Origin of the sequence: Micromonospora sp. SL1-18 (assembly GCF_047921505.1) — a bacterium.
GTDB lineage: Bacteria > Actinomycetota > Actinomycetes > Mycobacteriales > Micromonosporaceae > Micromonospora.
In genome coordinates, this window is sequence record NZ_JBLROA010000038.1 from 20,579 (window position 1) to 39,024 (window position 18,446).

An 18,446-nucleotide genomic window follows, 5' to 3' on the forward strand; every position below is an offset into this window, starting at 1 on the left:
AAAGCCAGGTGGGTCCCGTGAAGATCAGCTGGAAGAGAATCCGGGGGCGCGTCGCGGGAGTGACGGCCGCGGCGCTCGTGGCCAGCGTGCTGGTCGCGTCGCCGGCGGCCGCCGCGCCAGCGCCGTGGCGGACGGCGGCGCAGGCGGAGCGATCGGTGCCCGGGCGTAACCACGTCGCGCGTTTGAAGCCGGCGGATCCGGGGGACCGGTCGGTGTTGCGTGCGGCGCCGGCGGTGAACTGGCCGGGCGCGGGGACGGCGGACGTGTTCGTCCGGGCTGATGCGGGGACGCGCCGGACGCGGGCGGGTCTGCTGCCGGTACGGGTGGGTCAACCGGCCGGCGGTGACCGGACGAGGGCGGCCGACACGGTTCCGGATCGGGTACGGGTGCGGGTCCTGGACCGGGCCGCCACCGACCGGGCCGGCGTCTCCGGCCTGCTCTTCACGGTTGGTGGATCCCGAACCGGCCGGGCTTCGGTAGAGGTCGACTACTCCTCGTTCCGCTTCGCGTACGGCGGGGACTGGGCGTCCCGGCTGCGCCTGGTCCAGCTGCCGGAGTGTGCCCTGACGGCGCCGGAGCGCCCGGAGTGCCGGTCGGTGACCGAACTGCCCACCCGGAACGCGGTACGGGACGGGCGGCTCACCACGGACGTTGGGGTCGGCACGAACGCGACCGTGTTGGCGGCGACCGCGGCCCCGTCGGGCAGCGCCGGCAGCTACCAGGCGACGCCGCTGTCCGCGTCGTCGTCCTGGGAGGCCGGCGGACCGGCGGGCGACTTCACCTGGTCGTACCCGATGGACGCGCCGCCGGCGTTCGGTGGCCCGGTGCCGGACCTGGACCTGGCCTACGCGTCGGGCAGCGTCGACGGTCGTGTCGCGTCCACCAACAACCAGGCGTCCTGGGTGGGTGAGGGCTGGAATCTCGACGAGGGATTCATCGAGCGGCGCTACAAGTCGTGCTCGGACGACGTCACGTCCAGCCCGAAGCCGTACGACCTGTGCTGGGAGACCGACAACGCGTTCATCGCCCTGGGCGGAAACACGACCGAGCTGGTGAAGGACGACACTACCGGCGCCTGGCGGCTGCGTATCGACGACGGCTCCCGGGTGGAGCGGCTGACCGGCGCCAGCAACGGTGACAACGACGGCGAGTACTGGAAGCTCACGGTCCGGGACGGTACGCAGTACTTCTTCGGGCTCAACCGGTTGCCGGGCTGGAGCACCGGCAAGGAGGTGACGAACTCGGCGTGGACCGCGCCGGTGTTCGGCAACGACGCCGGAGAGCCGTGCCACGCGTCGACCTTCGCGGCGTCGTACTGCACGCAGGCGTGGCGGTGGAACCTCGACTACGTGGTCGACCCGAACGGCAACGCCATGTCGTACTTCTACACCACGGCGACCAACTACTACGGCCGTAACATGACCGCCAGCGCGGGCACCGCGTACCACCGGGACGGCTACCTGAGCCGGATCGACTACGGCCAGCGGTCGGACACCATCTACTCGGCGTCCGCGCCGATGCGGGTGGTGTTTGACGTCGAGGAGCGCTGTGCGGCCGGGGCGACCTGCGGCACCGGCGCGATCACCAGGGACACCGCGAAGAACTGGCCGGATGTGCCGTACGACCAGGCCTGCGCGGCCGGTGCGACCTGCACCAACCTGTACGCGCCGACGTTCTGGTCGCGTAAGCGGTTGGCGAACGTCACCACGCAGGTGCTGGATTCCGGGACGACCTACCGGGGTGTGGACTCGTGGGCGCTGGGCTACCAGTTCCGGGATCCGGGCGACGGCACCACGCCGGCGTTGTGGCTGGCCTCGGTCACCCACACCGGCAAGGTCGGAGGCAGCCTGGCGGAGCCGGCCGTCACCTTCGAGGGCGTCCAGATGGAGAACCGGGTGGACGCCCAGGAGGGCATCCCGCCGATGATCAAGTGGCGGCTCTCCGACGTCTACGACGAGTCGGGCGGCCACGTACGGGTGAACTACTCGGCCAGGGAGTGCACCCGGGCGGCGGCGCCGAAGCCCGACTCGAACACCAGCCGCTGCTTCCCGGGCTACTGGACGCCGGAGGGGGCGACCACGCCGCAGCTGGACTGGTTCCACAAGTACGTCGCGGTGCAGGTGCTGGAGGATGACCAGTCCGGCATCGCCGGTATCGAACAGACCGACTACGAGTACCTCGGCGGCGGGGCCTGGCACCACGACGACAACGAGCTGACCCCGGCGAAGTACCGCACCTGGAGCGAGTGGCGCGGCTACGGCAAGGTCCGGGTCACCCACGGCGCGCCGAACGAGGTGCGTTCCCAGCACGAGACGACCTACCTGCGAGGAATGGACGGCGACGCGCTGACCAGCGGCACCCGCAGCGTCTCGGTGACCGACTCGGAGGGCGTCGCGATCCCCGACCATCCGGCCCTGGCCGGGTTCACCCGGGAGTCGATCACCTACGACGGGGTGGGCGGCGCCGTCCTCGACGGTGACATAGACGATCCGTGGATCTCGGCACCCACAGCCACCCACGGGGCCAGGAAGGCGTACCTGGTCGGGGTGGGCAGGGAGCGTTCCCGGCTCGCGGTGTCGTCCGGGGGCTGGCGGCGCACCGAGACCCGGACCACCTTCGACTCGTACGGGCTGCCCAGCCAGGTCGACGACCTGGGCGACACCTCGACGTCGGCGGACGACGAGTGCAACCGGACCACGTACGCGCGCAACACCGATGCCTGGATGATGGACTTCGAGGTACGCGTCGAGCGGGTCAAGGTGGCCTGCTCGGTGACCCCGTCCCGGCCGGCCGACGTGCTCTCCGACGTACGCACCTTCTACGACGGGTCGACCACCTTCGGCACCGCGCCGACCAGGGGCGACGAGACGTTGACCCAGGAGCTGGCCTCGTACTCGGGTTCCACCCCGGTGTACGTGCAGGCGACCCGCTCCACGTTCGACAGCTACGGCCGTACGCTGGCCCGTTACGACGAGCTGGACCGGGTCACCACCACGGCGTTCACCCCGACCAGCGGTGGCCCGACCACCGCCACCACCGTCACCAACCCGTTGGGTCACGTCCTGACCACCACGCTGGAACCGGCCTGGGGTGAGGCGACCTCGGTCGTCGACCCGAACGGCCGGCGCAGCGACCTGGCCTACGACCCGTTGGGCCGCCTCACCGCCGTCTGGCTGCCCGACCGGTCCAAGTCCACCGGCGACCCGGCGAACCTGAAGTACTCCTACCTGACCCAGACCACCGGGCCGAATGTGGTGACCGCGCAGACCCTGCGCGACGACAACGGCTACGACTCGGTGTACACGCTCTACGACGGGCGGTTGCGGGCCCGGCAGACCCAGGTGCCGGCCCCCGACGGTGGGCGGGTGGTCACCGACACCTTCTACGACTCCCGTGGCCTGATGTCGAAATCCACCGCCGCGTATTGGAACAACGGGGCGGCCGGCGGCACGCTGTTGACCGTCGCGGACAACACGGTGGCGTCGCAGACCCGGTACGTGTACGACGGCGACGAGCGGGAGACCGCGCGGATCCTGCTGTCCTACGGTGCGGAGAAGTGGCGGACCACCACCACCAACAGCGGTGACCGGATCGACGTGGATCCGCCGGCGGGGGACACCGCGACCAGCACCTTCACCGACGCCGAGGGGCGGACGGTGGAGCTTCGCCAGTACGCGTCGGGCTCGCCGACCGGCAGCTACGACGCCACGAAGTACACCTACACCCGGGCGGGTGAGCTGGCGACGGTCACCGACCCGGCCGGCAACGTCTGGCGCTACGACTACGACCTGCGGGGCCGCAAGGTTCGCGACACCGATCCGGACAAGGGGGCCACCAGCTACACCTACGATGACGCCGACCAGTTGGCGACCAGCACCGACGCCCGTGGCGTGACCCTGGCGTACAGCTACGACGCGCTGGGTCGCCAGACCGGCGTGTACGACGGGTCGACGTCCGGCACGAAGCGGGCCGGGTGGACGTACGACACGCTGGCCAGCGGCGTGGTGGTGAGGGGACAGCCGGCCACCGAGACCCGGTACGTGAACGGCAACGCCTACACCACCTCGATCAACGGCTACGACCCGGTCTACCGTCCGCTCGGCAGCACGGTCACCATCCCGGCCGTCGAGGGTGCTCTGGCCGGTAACTACCGGGTCAACACCGGCTACACCGCCACCGGGCTGCCGCTGTCGGTGTCGTACCCGGCCGCCGGTGGCTTACCGGCGGAGACCCTGCGCTACGGCTACGACAGGACCGGTCGGCTGCAGACCGCGCAGACCGGGCTGGCGAAGCTGCTCACCGGGGCCAGCTACACCCCGTACGGCGAGCCGTCTCAGTTCAACCTGGAGGCGGTCGCCGGGAAGCAGCTCGCGCAGACGTTGTTCTACGACGACGCCACCCACCGGCTGGCCCGGTCGGTGGTCGACCGCAACGTCGCGCCGACCCACCTGGCCGACGTCAACTACACCTACGACCCGGCCGGCAACGTCACCAAGGTCGCCGACACGCCGGTCGGCGGCCCGGCCGACATCCAGTGCTTCGGCTACGACTTTCTGCGCCGGCTCACCGACGCTTGGACGGCCACCGACGACTGCGCCGCGGTGCCCAGCCCGTCGGTGGTGGGCGGCCCGGTCCCGTACTGGCAGTCGTGGACCTACGACAAGACCGGCAACCGACTCACCGAAACCAACCACGACACCACCACCGGCGCGGAAACGACCAGCACCTCGACCTACCCGGTACCCGGGTCGGCGCACCCGCACGCACTGTCCACCGTCACCACCGGCGGCCAGACCGACAGCTACGGCTACGACGCCAGCGGCAACACCACCCAGCGGAAGGTGGCCGGCTCGACCCAGACGCTGACCTGGGACGCCGAGGGCGAGCTGACCAACGTCACCGAGGGAACCAAGAGCACCGATTACCTGTACGACGCGGACGGCGACCGGCTCATCGCCCGGGACCCCGACGCCGTCACCCTCTACCTCGACGGCACCGAGCTGAAGCTGACGAAATCGACTGGGGTGGTGTCCGCCACCCGCTACTACAAGATCGGCTCGGTCACCGCGGTGCGGGGCACGACCGGGCTGTCCTTCGAAGCCGCCGACCGGTTGGGCACCGGTCAGTTGTCGGTGGACGCTGACGACCTCGCCGTCACCCAGCGCCGCTACCTGCCGTTCGGCAAACAACGCGGCGCGGCACCGACCTGGCCGACCACCAAGGGCTACGTCGGTGGCACGATGGACGCGTCCACCGGGCTGACCCACCTCGGCGCCCGCGAGTACGACCCGGACACCGGGCGGTTCATCTCGGTCGACCCGATCATCGACCACGATGACCCGCAGCAGATGAACGGGTACGCGTACGCCAACAACACCCCGATGACGCAGAGCGACCCGGACGGGCTGTGGTCGTACGACCCGGGTACCGGCCACTACTGCGACGGGTGCGGCGGCCACAACACCTCCCACAAGAAGAAGCACCACAAGAAGAAGCACCACAAGAAGAAGCACAAGTCGCGCGGCCATCGCTCGTCCGGGCTTCACTTCTGCGACGGCTGCGAGTACGGCGGCAGCGGCGACCACCATTACCACCCGAAACACAAGAAGATCTACCCCGGCGATCTCCACATGTACGAGAAAAGGATCACGGCCGAGAGGCGCCGGTTGGCCCGGGAGCACGCCGCCAAGCAGCGCCGCCAGGCGGCGGCCAAGCGGGCCCGGCTGGCCGCGCTGCGGGCCAAGAAGCAGAAGTGGATGAACTGCATGCGCCAGAACGTCGGGTACACCCGGATCTGCGGCAAGGATCCGATACCGCGGAAGGGCGGTCTCTTCCACCACCTGCACCAGCATGTCGGATTTACCTGGACAGCCTGCCCGCCAACTTCGCGCGTATGCCTCAAATACAAGATCCAGAACGGTAGGCAGAGCATTCTGGTGTCGTACATGACCAGCCCTTCCGCGTTGGGAGCGGCGTCGCTCTTCCCGTCCATCTCCTACTCCCACTGGTCCCACGGTCGGAAGAAGGTCAGCGTCTCGGGAAGCGTCGGCCGCTGGGGCGGCGGTTACGGCATCAGCAAAAAGACCGGATTGCCCGTTTGGGAGGACTGGGACGTCTCGGTCGGCCTCAATCCCGCGGGCGGCCTTGCCGGTACAGAAAACACTGGCATCAAGGCGGTCGGCCTTAGCTACACCGTGACCATCTGGACCAGGTGCGCGAGAGGTACCTGCCGGTAGCCGTCCCGATCAACCGGCTCGCCGCCGGGGCGCACCCGCCCCGGCGGCGAGCCCGCGCGTGGTGGCGGCACGCCCACTTGCCGACCGTGCGCCACCGACCGCACGCCTGGCGACGACGTCATCCCGCGGACCGGCCCGTTACCGTCCCGTGATCAATAGACCGGCCATCGCAGGTCGAACCGTCACTACGGTGTGGTCAACACCCCCGGGGGGCACAAAGGCGTCAGCTTACCCAGAGTGAAGGGGTCGGTCCATGGAGTTGACTCACGACGACAACGAGACCGCCGGCCTGGGCTTCGGCATCCTCGGCCCGATCAAGATGCACACGCGGTCCGGCCCGGTGGCGCTTACCGCTGCGCGGCTGCGGGTCGTACTCGCCGTGCTGTTGTTGCGGCCGAACCAGGTGGTGCCGCTCGACGACATCGTCGACCGGCTCTGGCCGGAGCGCCCCCCGGCGACCGCGCGGGACCAGGTGGTCAACGTGGTCTCCGCGCTGCGCCGGCTGGCCGGGGAGGCCGGCCGGTCGGCCGCCGGGCAGTGGTTGACCACCCAGCCGCCCGGCTATCTAGCCCGGATCGATCCCGAGCAGCTCGATGTCGAGAACTTCGACGCGTACGTCCGGCAGGCCGACGCCCAGACATTGGCCGGACGCCCGGCCGAGGCCGCGCTGGCGCTGCGGGCGGCGCTGGCGTTGTGGCGCGGTCCGGCGCTCGCCGACGTGCCGGCACCGTTCGCGGTCGCCGAGGCGCAGCGGCTCGCGGAGTCGCGGCTCGCCGCGACCGAGAAGCTGATCGACGCCGAGTTCGCGGTGGGTCGGCACCGGGACGTGGTGCCGGAACTCATCCATCTGGTGGCCGAGCATCCGCTGCGGGAGGGGCTGCGCGGCCGGCTCATGACGGCGCTGCACGAGGACGGCCGTACCGCCGACGCGCTGGCCGTCTATCGCGCCGGGCGGCGGCTGACGATCGACGAACTGGGTCTAGAACCGGGCCCCGAGCTGCGTCGGATCGAACGCGCGATCCTCAGCGGCGTCCGGTCCGACGCGCTGGCGGACGCGCCTGCGGCCGTACGGGTGTCGGCCGGCCCACCGGCCCAACTGCCCCGCGACATCGGCGATTTCATTGGCCGGCGGGACGAGGTGGCCGAGATCAGCCACCGACTCGGCGGCCCGGCCACTGGCACCGCGCTACCGGTGATCGCGGTCAGCGGACCGCCCGGCGTAGGCAAGAGCGCGCTGGTCACGCACGTGGCGCATCTGATGCGGGCGCACTATCCCGACGGGCAGGTGCACGTCGATCTGCGGGGCACCCGCGGTGGCCGGGAACCGGCGGCGGTGCTGCTCGGGATGCTCCGCGCACTGGGGATGCCCCGATCCGCCGTACCGGACGACGTCGCCGATCGAGTACGGCTGTTCCGGTCGCTGACCGCCGGCCGGCGGGTGTTGCTGGTGCTGGACGACGCGGCCGACGCGGCGCAGGCCCGCCCGCTGCTCCCGGGCTGGACGGGCTGCGCAGTGCTGGTCACCAGCCGGGCCGAGCTGGCCGGCCTGGAGGGAGCCCACCGGATACGCCTCGACGCGCTGCCCGGCGAAGAGGCGTTGGCTCTGCTGGCCGCCACGGCCGGCCAGGAGCGGGTGTCGGCCGAGGCGACCGAGGCATGGCGGATCGTCGGACTGTGTGGCCGGTTGCCGCTGGCGCTTCGGATCGCGGGCGCCCGGGCGGCGTCCCGACCGGAGTGGTCGCTGCGCGGGCTCGCCGATCGGTTGGCCGATCCCGACCGGCGGTTGGACGAACTGCGGACCGGCGACCTCGACCTGCGCGCCAGTCTCGAACCGAGCCTGCGCAACCTGGATTCGGACATCGAGTTGGCGGCGGGACGGTTGGCGTCGCTGGATGTGGCGGACTTCCCTACCCGGGTGGTGGCCGCGGTGCTGGGCGTATCACCGGCCGCCGCGGAGAGTCTCGTCGACCGGCTGATGGAACGGCAGATCCTCGGGTTCGCGGGCCTAGACACCGAACGCCGGCCCCGGTACCGGTTCCCCGAATTGATCCGCCTGTACGTGCGGGAACGCGACGCGGCGCGGCGCGCGGCGGCGGATCCACCGCCCGGGATCCCGACGGGACCGAATCGTCCGGGGCCTGGGCCGCACACCGAGATATCGCTCGTCGAACCCGTTTCGCCCTGGCCCCGGGCGTGGGACCTGCCGCACCTGATCTCCCGCGAGGCACGGGACCCGTGTTTCATGACGGCCGGCCGGGCCTGAATCCTGAGGCGTGCTACGCCCCCGGACGTACGGCGGTCGCCGCGCGTGAACGGACGGCCGGACGGTCCGGGCGCGACAGGATCGAAGCCGTCACGGTGAGCCGCCCCGGCGGCCACCACCAAGGCCGACCGACGGGGATGTGGTCCCGCATGGCGAGCGTCGCGACGGGTGGTAGCCGGCGATTCCGGCTCGGAAACCGCACCCGCAAGACAGTGCTGGTGGTCCACATAGCGTCGGCCGGCAGTTGGCTCGGTATCGACGTCGTGATGGGTCTACTCGTCGTGACCTCGGTCTTCACCGACGACACCGGCACCCGGGCGCTCTGCTACCAGGCGCTCGGACTCTTCACGGTCTGGCCGTTGTTCACGGTGGGCATCCTCTGCCTCGCCAGTGGCGTGGTGCTGGGCCTGAGCACCAGGTACGGGCTGGTCCGTTACTGGTAGGTCGCGACCAAGCTGGCGCTGAATCTCGTGCTCACCGCCCTCGTACCGCTCGCGCTGCGGCCCAGTGTGGCCGAATTGACCCAGCTGGGCCGGCAACTCGCGGCCGGGGAACCGGTGAACGCCGTGCTCGGCAACATGGCCTATCCGCCGATCGTGTCGCCGACCGCCCTGCTCGTCGCGATGACCCTGGCGGTGTTCAAGCCGTGGGGCCTGATCCGAAAGCGTCCGGCGTCCCGCTCGGCGGCGACGGCCGAGGCCGCTGGCGGCCAGTCCGTCGACGGCAGGGCGTGGCGGTAGACCCCCGCCGGTTCACCGGGCCGACGCCTCCGGTCCCGGGCCGCCGTTGCCGATCGGCGGGAACCGCTCGTCCGGCATCACGGGACCGACCCCCGCCGCGTACGCCGCGCCGAACTGCAACTTGGTCGAGCCCGCGGGATCGGCAGCCCTGGTGCTCGTGCTCACGAGCGCCGGTTGGCCAGCCCTTCGTCGACGAGGTCCCAGAAGTAATCCGCGTCGGCGAACCGGATGAGCGCCCGCATCTGGGCCGGGCCGTCGACGGTGCCGAACCTGTCACGCTGGCCGGTCACGGCTTCTCGGACGAGGGCCCGGTTGCGGGCAGCGAACGCCTCCAGTGCGACGGCCATTCGGTCGGCGTGCTCGATCGCCGGCAGCAGTCCACCCGGGTCCAGCTCCAGCAGGGCGCTCTTGGCGGCGAGCTGGATGATGCGGCGTTGGGCGGCGGAGGGGACGCGGTCGAAGTATGCCGCCTGTAGGTGCGCCGGTGTCGGGGAAAAGCTGGAATCGCAGATGTAGCTCTTGAACTCATCGAGTGCCCGGCTGCCCTGCGTCGGTGGATGGGTGAGCAGGGCGGTGAGCGCGACGACGAGATGCCCGCGGGCCACTTCCGCGTGGGGCTCGTAGGTGCCGCCGTGCAGCCGCAGGGACGGGTGCACGCAGAGGTTGCGGTCCTCCTGGATGCGGCTGAGCTCGTGGGCGTCGATCGCGTCGATCAGTTCGAACTTCTCCGCGTCGGTGAGCAGGTCGGCCTCGATGGCCTGCATGGCTTTGACGCCTTCGCGGTTGAGCCCGTGCGCCTGCGCGTTGGTGACAGCCGTGCGGAACGGGATCGCCGTCGAGTCGCCGTCGTCGGCGAGCCCGATCAGCTTCGTGATGATGTCGGCGGTGACGGCGGTCCACGTCGCGGCGATGCTGGCCCGGAACGCGCCAGCGTTGTAGCAGCGCAGCGCCTCCCCGGCTAGGTGCCGGGTCTCCGGGCTCCATACCTGATTGACCAGGGTGTCCAGGTCCGCCATCAACTGCCTCCGCCGCCTGCCAAAACCAGGCTGGCGCACAGCGGGCACGACATCCCATCAGCGATTCCGTCTCCCGACCACCGGCAGGGGCACGATCTGCCAATAGGACTGCCACGCGTCCTGCAATGGGGAGTGCCCACCTGCCAGCGGCTACCGGACCCGACGGCAGTGACTAGTCAGCGACGTGGATGACGATCTTACCGCGGCGTTTGGCTGTCTCGAGTGCCTCGTAACCTGAGTGCGTCTCAGTGAGGGGCAGCACTCGGTCCAGCACCGGCCTCAACTGGCCGTTATCGACGAGCTCGGCGATGGAACGCAACGCGTTCTGGTTGGGCTCGACGATGAAGTACACCCCACGAGCGCCATGCCGGGCTGCTTCCTGCTGGTCGGGTGGGGTGACGAGGGTGACCAGGACACCGCCCGGTTTCAGGACTGACCAGGACCGCGCCTGCGTGGCTCCTCCGACAAGATCAACGACCACGTCCACGTCGCGGACGTGGTCCTCGAAGCGGTCGTGCGCATAGTCGATAACCTGCTCGGCACCCAGGCCCTTGACGAATTCCAGGTCGGCCGCCGCCGCCGTGGCGCTCACGCGAGCACCGAGGCCGGCTGCGAGCTGCACCACGTAGCTCCCCACGCCGCCGGCGCCGCCCTGCACCAGCACGTGCTGGCCGGCCTGCAGGTCGGCGTGGTCCACCAGTGCCTGCCAGGCACTCAACGCGGCCAGTGGGAGCGCTGCGGCGTGGTCGTGGTCAACGGTGGCGGGTTTGGCCGCCAGGACGGCCGCGGGCACGGCGACGTACTCGGCCGCCGCGCCATCGCGGGTGAAAGGGATCAAGCCGTAGACGGCCTCCCCCTCGGCGGGGCTCTCCACCCCCGTCCCGGACGCCGCGACGACTCCGGAGAACTCATGCGACGGGATGATCGGAGTGCGCTCAGGCCCTGACTCGTCCGAGCTGTACGTCCAAGTCTGCGGCCAGGTGAGCTCAGTGGGTGTCATGGAAGCAGCCTTCACGGCCACCAACACCTCACCAGGCCCCGGCTCAGGCCGCGGCGCCTCCTCGTACACGAGCTGCTCCGGCCCGCCTCTGGTGTGAGCTCTCACGGCGTGCATCGTGCTCATCCGACTGCTGCTCCCTCCCGACCGTATTTCGATCAGCCCACCGGCCGCCCTGGGGATAAACCGCAGGCCAACTCCCGCATTATCTGGCGGTTCGGCAGCGCGCCTGTCGGACTTCCGTAACCCATGCCCCTTCGGCGCAGAAGCGCGCTGGATCAGGGGCTCCGGGGCAGCAGCACGCGGCGGTCGTCTGACGGCGACCGCCGAAGCCAAGCATGTGCGGATTACACGATCAACGTTCAAAGACGAGGCACCAGAGAGGCTCCGCCTCGGACCGCCGAGCAGGCCAGTTGAGCTGGACCCACAGCCTGTGGCCCTACCTCGGGCCAAGCTCACGCAGTGACCCGCGGCCCGATCTTGGCCGGCCGCCGCCACCCGCTGCGCCGGGCCGAGACAAGCACCGGTCGGCGCGAATCGCTCGCTCTTCGGCGTCCCCTACCTGAGTGGGTAACGGGGCGGATTGGAGGGCAACGCCAGCATCAACGCTCACGGCGGGCGCGGCCGTCGGGCGGTAGCTCGATGTATCGGTGAATCGGGCGCTGGCGGATGGGTGGGTTGTCATGGGAGAGGTCCTCCGAGAGTTGGTCGTGCCGGTTGCTCCGGCGGGCATGAAGAAGCGGCCGGTGCCGTCGGGCACCGGCCGCTCATTGAGCAGGGCGTACATCTTCAGTTGTCATGCCCGGCAGCGACGGGGACGGGAGAGCGCTGTTGATGGCGGGCCCGCTGCCGCGCGTCCGTTTGGACCAACGAACCTTTTTCAACGTGGTCAGGGCGGCAACACCCGGCGCCGGCCAATGGCCCGGATGCCTCGGCCCGATGCCAGGTTGAAAAAATTCAGAGGAGCTGCGCGGCCCGCGACTCCAGATAGCGCTGCTCGGGCTGGCTGAGCGTGAGCCGCGCCGCCAGCCGGTAATGCTCCTGCGCCCCGGCCTGGTCGCCGGCCAGCTCCAGCAGATGGGCCCGCACCGCCGCGGTCCGGTGGTGCCGGGCCAGCACCGGATCCTCAGCGATCTGGTCTAGAGCGGCGAGCCCGGCTTCCGGGCCGTCGACCATGGCACGCGCCACGATCCGGTTCAGCGTGACCATCGGGCTCGGGGCGAGTGCGTGCAGCATCCCGTACAGGGCGAGGATCTGCGGCCAATCGGTGTCCTCGGCGCGCGCTGCCTCGTCGTGCACCGCCGCGATCGCGGCCTGCAGCTGGAACGGGCCGATTGGGGCCCGCGCCAGCGTGTGGGTGATGATCGTGACGCCTTCGGCGATCGCGGCCGCGTCCCAGCGGCGCCGGTCCTGCTCGGCGAGCGGGACCAGGGTGCCGTCCGGCCCGGTACGCGAGGGCCGGCGCGCGTCGGTGAGCAGCATCAACGCGAGCAGCCCGGCCACTTCGCCGTCGTCCGGCAGGCGCCGGTGTAGCTGCCGGGTCAGCCGGATCGCCTCCCGGGTCAGCTCCACCCGGTTCAAGGCGTCGCCGGAGCTGGCCGTGTAGCCCTCGTTGAAGATCAGGTAGAGCACGTGGCGGACCGCGGTGAGACGCTCGCCGAGCTCGCCCGGCGCGGGCATATTGAACCGGGTGCCGGTGTCGCGGATCCGCTGCTTGGCCCGGCTGATCCGCTGGCCGACGGTGGCCTCCGGCAGCAGCAGCGCCCGGGCGATCTCCGCGGTAGTGAGCCCGCCGACCGCCCGCAGGGTGAGGTTGACCTGCGCCGGCACGCTCAGCGCGGGATGGCAGCAGAGCAGCAGCAACGCCAACTCGTCGTCGCCACGGACCTGCGGCGCGGGCTCGTGGCGGACCGCCTCCTCGCGGCGCCGGCGGGCCGTCTCGTTGCGCAGCAGGTCCACCCGTCGGCGGCTCGCCACATTGATCAGCCAGTTCCGCGGCTGCTCCGGGACGCCGGTATCCGGCCACTGCCGGGCGGCCGCGATCAGCGCCTCCTGCACCGCGTCCTCGCAGGCCTCGAAGTCGCCGTAGCGGCGCACCACGGCGGCCAGGACCTGCGGCGCGCATTCGCGCAGCAGGTCCGGCAGCCCGGTCACAGCTCCCATGTGCTCATATCGAGGATCGGGCGCACCTCGACCCGGGTGTACGCGGCGTCCGGCGCCTTCGCGGCCCAGGCGACCGCCTCGTCGAGATCCGCGACGTCGATCAGGTAGAAGCCGGCCAGATGCTCCTTGACCTCGGCGTACGGGCCGTCGGAGGTGATCGTCCTACCGTCGCGCACCGAGACCTGGGTGGCCAGGGCCGGGTCGCCCAGCCCTTCGCTGACCACCAGCACGCCGGCCTCGCGCATCTCCTCGGTCAGCCGCAGGTGACCGAGGCCGAAGTCGGTCCGCTGCTGATCGGTCAGCGTCTCCCAGACGGCCAGCGACTGCGGGTTCGACTGGATCAGGATCAGGTATTTCATGGCTTCTCTCCTTCTCTCTTGCCCGGGATGTCGAAACCGGCCGGCCCGGCTTCGACATCCCGGACAAGAGAGAAAGGTAGGACCTGTCATGGACGAGATCCGGGAAGCCATCGAGGGCAAGGCCGCGCTGCTGCAGAAAGGTGACGCCAAGGCCATCCTGTCGTACTACGCGCCCAGCTTCGTCGAGTACACCCTCGCCCCGCCGCTGCGCCAGCCCGGCGACGGCCGGAACCCGGCCGCGCTGGAGGCCTGGATGGCCACCTTCGAGGCGCCGCCGCGCCGCGAGGTCACCCAGTTGGAGATCACCACGGACGGCGACGTGGCGTTCGCGACCAGCCTCGACTGCCTGACCGCTGTGCCTCGCGGCTCCACCGAGAGCTTCAGCCTGTGGTTCCGAGTGACGCTGGGGCTGCGCCGCATCGACGGGCGCTGGCTGGTGACGCACGAGCACGAGTCGGTGCCGTTCGAGATGGACGGCTCGTTCCGCGCCTCGACCGGGCTGACCCCCACCGACTGAGGTGATCAGGGGCGCTGGGCCCGCCGCCGACGCCCCTCGGTGGCGTTTCCGCGCAACCCGGAGATGGTCGCCGCCCGGGGCGGGGCCAGCCTGGTCGTGGCGCTGCTGGTGGGCTGGCTGTGGCTGTGGCTGCGTCGTACCGAGTCGATCCGCCTGCCACATTGTCGGCACCCGCAGGGTCGTCGATGACCTGGATGCACAGATCCTCAGCCTGTTGCTGACCGGCCTCACCGATCAGGCGCTCGCCACCCAACTGCGCACATCCCTGCGGACGGTGCAGCGCAGGGTCGGGCACCTGATGGATATCGCGAAGGTGCGTACCCGCATACAGCTGGGGTTCCAAGCGGCACGGCGGGGCTGGCTCGAAGCCAGCCCAGGCGGCCATCGGACCGCATGAGGTCGCAGCCGCAACCGGCGCCGCGCCTGGCTACGGGATAATGCCGCTACGGCGGCCTTCGGCGACCATCCACAGGATCTCGATCTCGCGTGTGGTCAGCGCCCGCTCGGGAGAGTTGGAATCGATCAATCTGCCGTCCCGCGCCCGCCCCGGTCAGCTGGCTGGCTTGGGTCAGCTGTGACGAAAATTGACGGCGGAGAGGGACTTCCTCTCCGCCGTCGTCCAGGTGGCCTCGGTTAGGGACAGTTGATCGGCGGGTAGGGCACCTGCCGCACTTGGTAGGACGGCTTTCCGCTCGCGGCGACGACCGTACCGTTCACGGTCACCTTCCCGGCGGGAAGCGATACCGACCCGGTGGGGAAGGTCTGGGAGACCTGCATACCGGGCGGCACATCGCGGAACTCCTTGGTGCCCCAAGGAGTGGTGATGCGGACACCGGCTGCCAGCAGCTCCCGGTTCGTCACTTCGACCGCGACGGCGCCACCGGACGGAAGGCATACCGTCCGTGCCTGTGTCGACAGGTCCACCTCGTCACCGCCGGGAGGCATGAGCCGCAGGGCGTGGAACAGACTCGGATCCTTCGACTCGGCGACACCCTTGCCCCATGTGCTCCAGCCACGGCGGCCCGACCCGTCGTTGTCGTTGATCGCGATCGTGGCGGCCATGATGCGATTGGCCGGGTCGACCCCGAGCGCCGCCCACGTCACTGCCAGCTCGTAGGTCGTCGTCTTCGTCTTCTCGTCCCGCTTCACCATGGTCGTGATGCCGTCCGTCCCGCCGCTCACCGGTAGCCATCGGGTGACATCGACCGGTCCCACGTCGGTCAGGGCCGTGCCGACCTCGCCTACGGGGCGACCATTTTCGCCTGGCCAGCCGGGGGACGACCCGAGCTGGAGACTGTCGCCCTGCCAGATGGCCGCACCCCTTGTGGGCTGCGCCTGGACGTCGTCGGTGATCTGCGCCGTGAGGTAGAGCCGGCTGTCGTCGTGGGTGATCCACAGGCTCCCGCTGAGGTCGTGCGGGCCCTTCCATCCGGTGATCGCCTGCTCGTCCTTCCCAAGCGTCTGCGCCGGGAGCTTCTCCAGGGCGCGGTCCACCACGCCGTCGATCTTCACCGTCTGGTATGGGATGTCCACCGCCACTGAACTCGCAGCTACAACGATGCCGCTCGCGGTACCGGTCGCAGGTCCGGAGACGGTCGCCGCCCACGCACCGAAGGTGGTGAGCGGAACATCCTGTACGGCCATGGCTCCGCCCGCCACCTGCGCATCGGCCAGCACCGTTCCCCTCGAACCGCCGACGGCCCAGGTGACGCCGTCGAGGCGTACCGCATGCGTGCTGCGATTGAGAACCTTGAGCCGCAGCACGTCCGCGCCGGCAGCGCTCAGCGCGTGCTCACCCGTCAGCTGCAATGCGGGAACGACCTGCGCGGCGGCGGTAAGGACGCCGATCGCGTGACCTCCCTCCCGCACGACCGCGGTCCAGGTGCGCTGCCCGACCTGAGCGGGCGCGAGCCCCGCCGCGACGTCCTGCGTCGCCCCGGCGGGCACGGTCGCCTGCGTGGTCAGCCCATCGGAGACGAGCGAGAGGGTGCGTGCCGACGTCCCCGTGTTGGCGATGTGCCAGGTGGCATCCGGCGCGATCCCACCGACGGCGCCCGTCACGGCCAGCGAGAATGGCGAGGTGGTCGCGACCTGGCCCAATGCGCCTTGCAGATAGATCGGTTCCGCACCCACCGAGACGTGCACACGTCCGGCGGCGTCGGGTTCAAGGACGGTCGTACCGCCGTAGAGGTTGGTGGCTGTTACCGATCCGGTCGCCTGGACGCTCCACGTCTGCGGCGTCAGTGCCCACAGCGCCTGCATACGCGTGTCAGCGGATTCGCCCGTACGCGGGCCGAACTCGACGCCGTAGTGGCCGGTGCCGAGCGACAGAACTGCGCGTACGGGGCGCTGCGCCGTCTGACGCGTGAGTACGCCCTCAGCGGTGAACGCGGGCTTCGGAGCGTACGCACCACGAGCGTCAACCTCGTTGCGGATCATCCCGAAGTTGTGCTCGGCGTCGGCCGGGTTCGTGCCGTCGTCCTTGAAGTCGTAGACGGTGTAGCGCCCGATTCCGTCGCCGAGGCTGAGCAGTTGTGCGCGCGCGAGGTTGCGGGCCTGTACGCCAGGTGCTACGCCGGGAGGGTTCTGCGTCGTGTACCAGCCCTGCTCGGTGAACCAGATCGGCATGTCGGGGCGCCCCGCCGCGGCGAACTTCTGCCGCAGGATCGCCACGTGGGTTCTGAACGCCTCCGGCTCGGCGGTGAAGTCGTACGGGTGAGTCGAGAACGCGTCGATGTGGTCGAGGCCGCCGGCGGAGATGAAGCCGTCGAGCCAGCCCTGCCAGTCGTTCATCGGCGCGAGGGCAGGCCCGGCCAGCGTCGCGTCCGGATGCGTCGCCTTCACTTTCGTGGCCGTGGCGGCGAGCAGCGCGACATAGTTTTGCGGCGTCGCCCCTGCGGGGCCGTTTACGTCGCGGATGTTCCATTCGTTCCACACTTCGTACGCCGCGCGCGCGGTGCCGAAGTGGTTGACGGATGCCTGGGCGTACCCGGCGAAACCGGCTCGCCCCGCATTGGTTGCGGGCGCTTCTCCCTGGTGGTAGAGCGCGTTGCCGTAGTCGAGCACCGGTAGGAAGTCCACGTCGTTCGCGCGCAGCGCCGCCGTGGCGTTCTCCACGCGCGAGGGGAAGGCGTACGTGCCTTTGACCCGTTCGACTTCCGACCAGTACGCCTCGTCGCGAGCGAAGCCGAGACCAGCCTTCCCGAGCAAGGGGGCGGAGGCTGTCGGCCACCGCTGACCGTAGTGCGTCGCGGCACCAATGCGCCGTTCACGGAGCGTGCTCGCGGGCAACACCGAAACGTCCGTGCCGCCGTTGACGGTGGTGCCATCGGGCTGGACGGCGGCAATGTCAACCGTGTACCAGCCGGTCCCGAGCGTACCGAGGGAAATGGTGTTTCCGAGCTGTGCCGGGGTGCCGGAGCCCGCGGCGACGACGGCCCCGTACGCGTCGCGCACCGACCAACTGAGCGACGTGGCGGCCGTGTCGACGCCGAACGACACGGTGTCGTCGGTCGTGAAGGCGTTGCCGAGCGTGGTCGGCCTGATGGCGAGCGGGGGCGGCGGTCCCTGGGCGATGACATCGTCGACGTCGAGCGTCACGGCGGGGCCGGGAGAAATGCGGAACGCGTCGATCAGCAGCGAGATCTGCGTCAGCGGGCCGTGCCACACGCCGTCATTGGCGCCGCCCCAGTGAACGTACTGAGCACCGCCCGCGAAGGCGGTGACCGACAGTGTCTGCCATTGTGTGCCGGGCGAGAGCGTGAGGGTCTGCTGGTGCGCCTGCCCGGTGCTGTCGACGAGGCGCAGGACCAGGCCGGTCAGCTGGGCGCTGCGTACCGAGAGGTCGAGTCTTTGCAGGTCAAGCGAGGGGACGGCGCGTGCCATCTCGATCGTTCCGCTCGGCGCATTCGCCTGGATGCGGGCGGACGCTGTTCCGCCCGCGGGCGCGTCGGTCGTGGTCGTGAGCGTCGCTGTGGCGCCGCCCGTCGTCACCGGGAACCACGGATCGGTGCCGTGTTCGAAGTCGCCGATCACGACGGGCCCGGTGTTGGCGGCGGCGGACTGTGGGACGGATAGCGGCGCCATGACGGCAGCGAGGGAAGCCAGCAGGGCGAGCGCTCGGCGGGGGAGCGCTCTTTCGGAGCGAGGAGGGAT

Annotated in this window: 13 protein-coding genes; 7 read left to right on the forward strand and 6 right to left on the reverse strand. The window is 70.2% G+C overall.

Features of this window, described 5'->3' with window-relative positions; genetic code table 11:
* Positions 1–17 precede the first annotated feature (17 nt).
* The 4 genes from ACNAW0_RS19010 (at position 18) to ACNAW0_RS19025 (ending at position 9,239) form a co-directional block, all read left to right on the forward strand.
* Positions 18–6,236, forward strand: coding sequence for an RHS repeat-associated core domain-containing protein (locus tag ACNAW0_RS19010; RefSeq protein ID WP_416289252.1), 6,219 nt, complete (start codon positions 18–20; stop codon positions 6,234–6,236).
* Between the two features lie 253 nt (positions 6,237–6,489).
* On the forward strand, positions 6,490–8,499 hold the full coding sequence (locus ACNAW0_RS19015; protein WP_416289253.1) for a BTAD domain-containing putative transcriptional regulator: 2,010 nt from the start codon (positions 6,490–6,492) through the stop codon (positions 8,497–8,499).
* Between the two features lie 149 nt (positions 8,500–8,648).
* Positions 8,649–8,942: a hypothetical protein gene (locus tag ACNAW0_RS19020; RefSeq protein ID WP_416289255.1), complete on the forward strand. Its 294-nt coding sequence runs from the start codon at positions 8,649–8,651 to the stop codon at positions 8,940–8,942.
* A gap of 27 nt (positions 8,943–8,969) precedes the next feature.
* Positions 8,970–9,239 carry a hypothetical protein gene (locus ACNAW0_RS19025; RefSeq protein WP_416289256.1) on the forward strand — a complete coding sequence of 90 codons (270 nt, stop codon included), beginning with the start codon at positions 8,970–8,972 and terminating at the stop codon, positions 9,237–9,239.
* Between the two features lie 12 nt (positions 9,240–9,251).
* Here ACNAW0_RS19025 and ACNAW0_RS19030 read toward each other — a convergent pair whose 3' ends face one another.
* From ACNAW0_RS19030 to ACNAW0_RS19050, 5 genes are all read right to left on the reverse strand, one after another.
* A complete protein-coding gene (locus ACNAW0_RS19030) occupies positions 9,252–9,404 on the reverse strand; it encodes a hypothetical protein (RefSeq protein ID WP_416289257.1) in 153 nt (50 codons plus the stop codon).
* A complete protein-coding gene (locus ACNAW0_RS19035) occupies positions 9,401–10,255 on the reverse strand; it encodes a hypothetical protein (protein ID WP_416289258.1) in 855 nt (284 codons plus the stop codon). Before ACNAW0_RS19035 ends, ACNAW0_RS19030 begins: the two co-directional genes overlap by 4 nt.
* 172 nt (positions 10,256–10,427) lie before the next feature.
* Positions 10,428–11,378 (reverse strand): NADP-dependent oxidoreductase, encoded by a 951-nt coding sequence (locus ACNAW0_RS19040; RefSeq protein WP_416289259.1) that lies wholly within the window; start codon positions 11,376–11,378, stop codon positions 10,428–10,430.
* 831 nt (positions 11,379–12,209) lie between these two features.
* Entirely contained in the window at positions 12,210–13,415 is a 1,206-nt protein-coding gene (locus ACNAW0_RS19045) for an RNA polymerase sigma factor (RefSeq protein ID WP_416289260.1), read from the reverse strand.
* The gene (locus ACNAW0_RS19050; protein WP_416289261.1) at positions 13,403–13,774 is read right to left on the reverse strand and encodes a YciI family protein; all 372 of its coding nucleotides are present in this window, start codon (positions 13,772–13,774) and stop codon (positions 13,403–13,405) included. Before ACNAW0_RS19050 ends, ACNAW0_RS19045 begins: the two co-directional genes overlap by 13 nt.
* Before the next feature lie 88 nt (positions 13,775–13,862).
* Between ACNAW0_RS19050 and ACNAW0_RS19055 the strand changes: the two genes are divergently transcribed.
* The 3 genes from ACNAW0_RS19055 to ACNAW0_RS19065 are packed head-to-tail and all read left to right on the forward strand — an operon-like array spanning position 13,863 to position 14,688.
* Positions 13,863–14,291, forward strand: coding sequence for a YybH family protein (locus ACNAW0_RS19055; RefSeq protein WP_416289262.1), 429 nt, complete (start codon positions 13,863–13,865; stop codon positions 14,289–14,291).
* 39 nt (positions 14,292–14,330) lie between these two features.
* On the forward strand, positions 14,331–14,480 hold the full coding sequence (locus ACNAW0_RS19060) for a hypothetical protein (protein WP_416289263.1): 150 nt from the start codon (positions 14,331–14,333) through the stop codon (positions 14,478–14,480).
* A gap of 25 nt (positions 14,481–14,505) precedes the next feature.
* Positions 14,506–14,688, forward strand: coding sequence for a hypothetical protein (locus ACNAW0_RS19065; RefSeq protein WP_416289264.1), 183 nt, complete (start codon positions 14,506–14,508; stop codon positions 14,686–14,688).
* A 236-nt stretch (positions 14,689–14,924) separates the two neighbouring features.
* Here the strand turns inward: ACNAW0_RS19065 and ACNAW0_RS19070 are convergent, their stop codons facing one another.
* Positions 14,925–18,326 (reverse strand): sugar-binding protein, encoded by a 3,402-nt coding sequence (locus tag ACNAW0_RS19070; RefSeq protein WP_416289265.1) that lies wholly within the window; start codon positions 18,324–18,326, stop codon positions 14,925–14,927.
* Between the last annotated feature and the right edge of the window lie 120 nt (positions 18,327–18,446).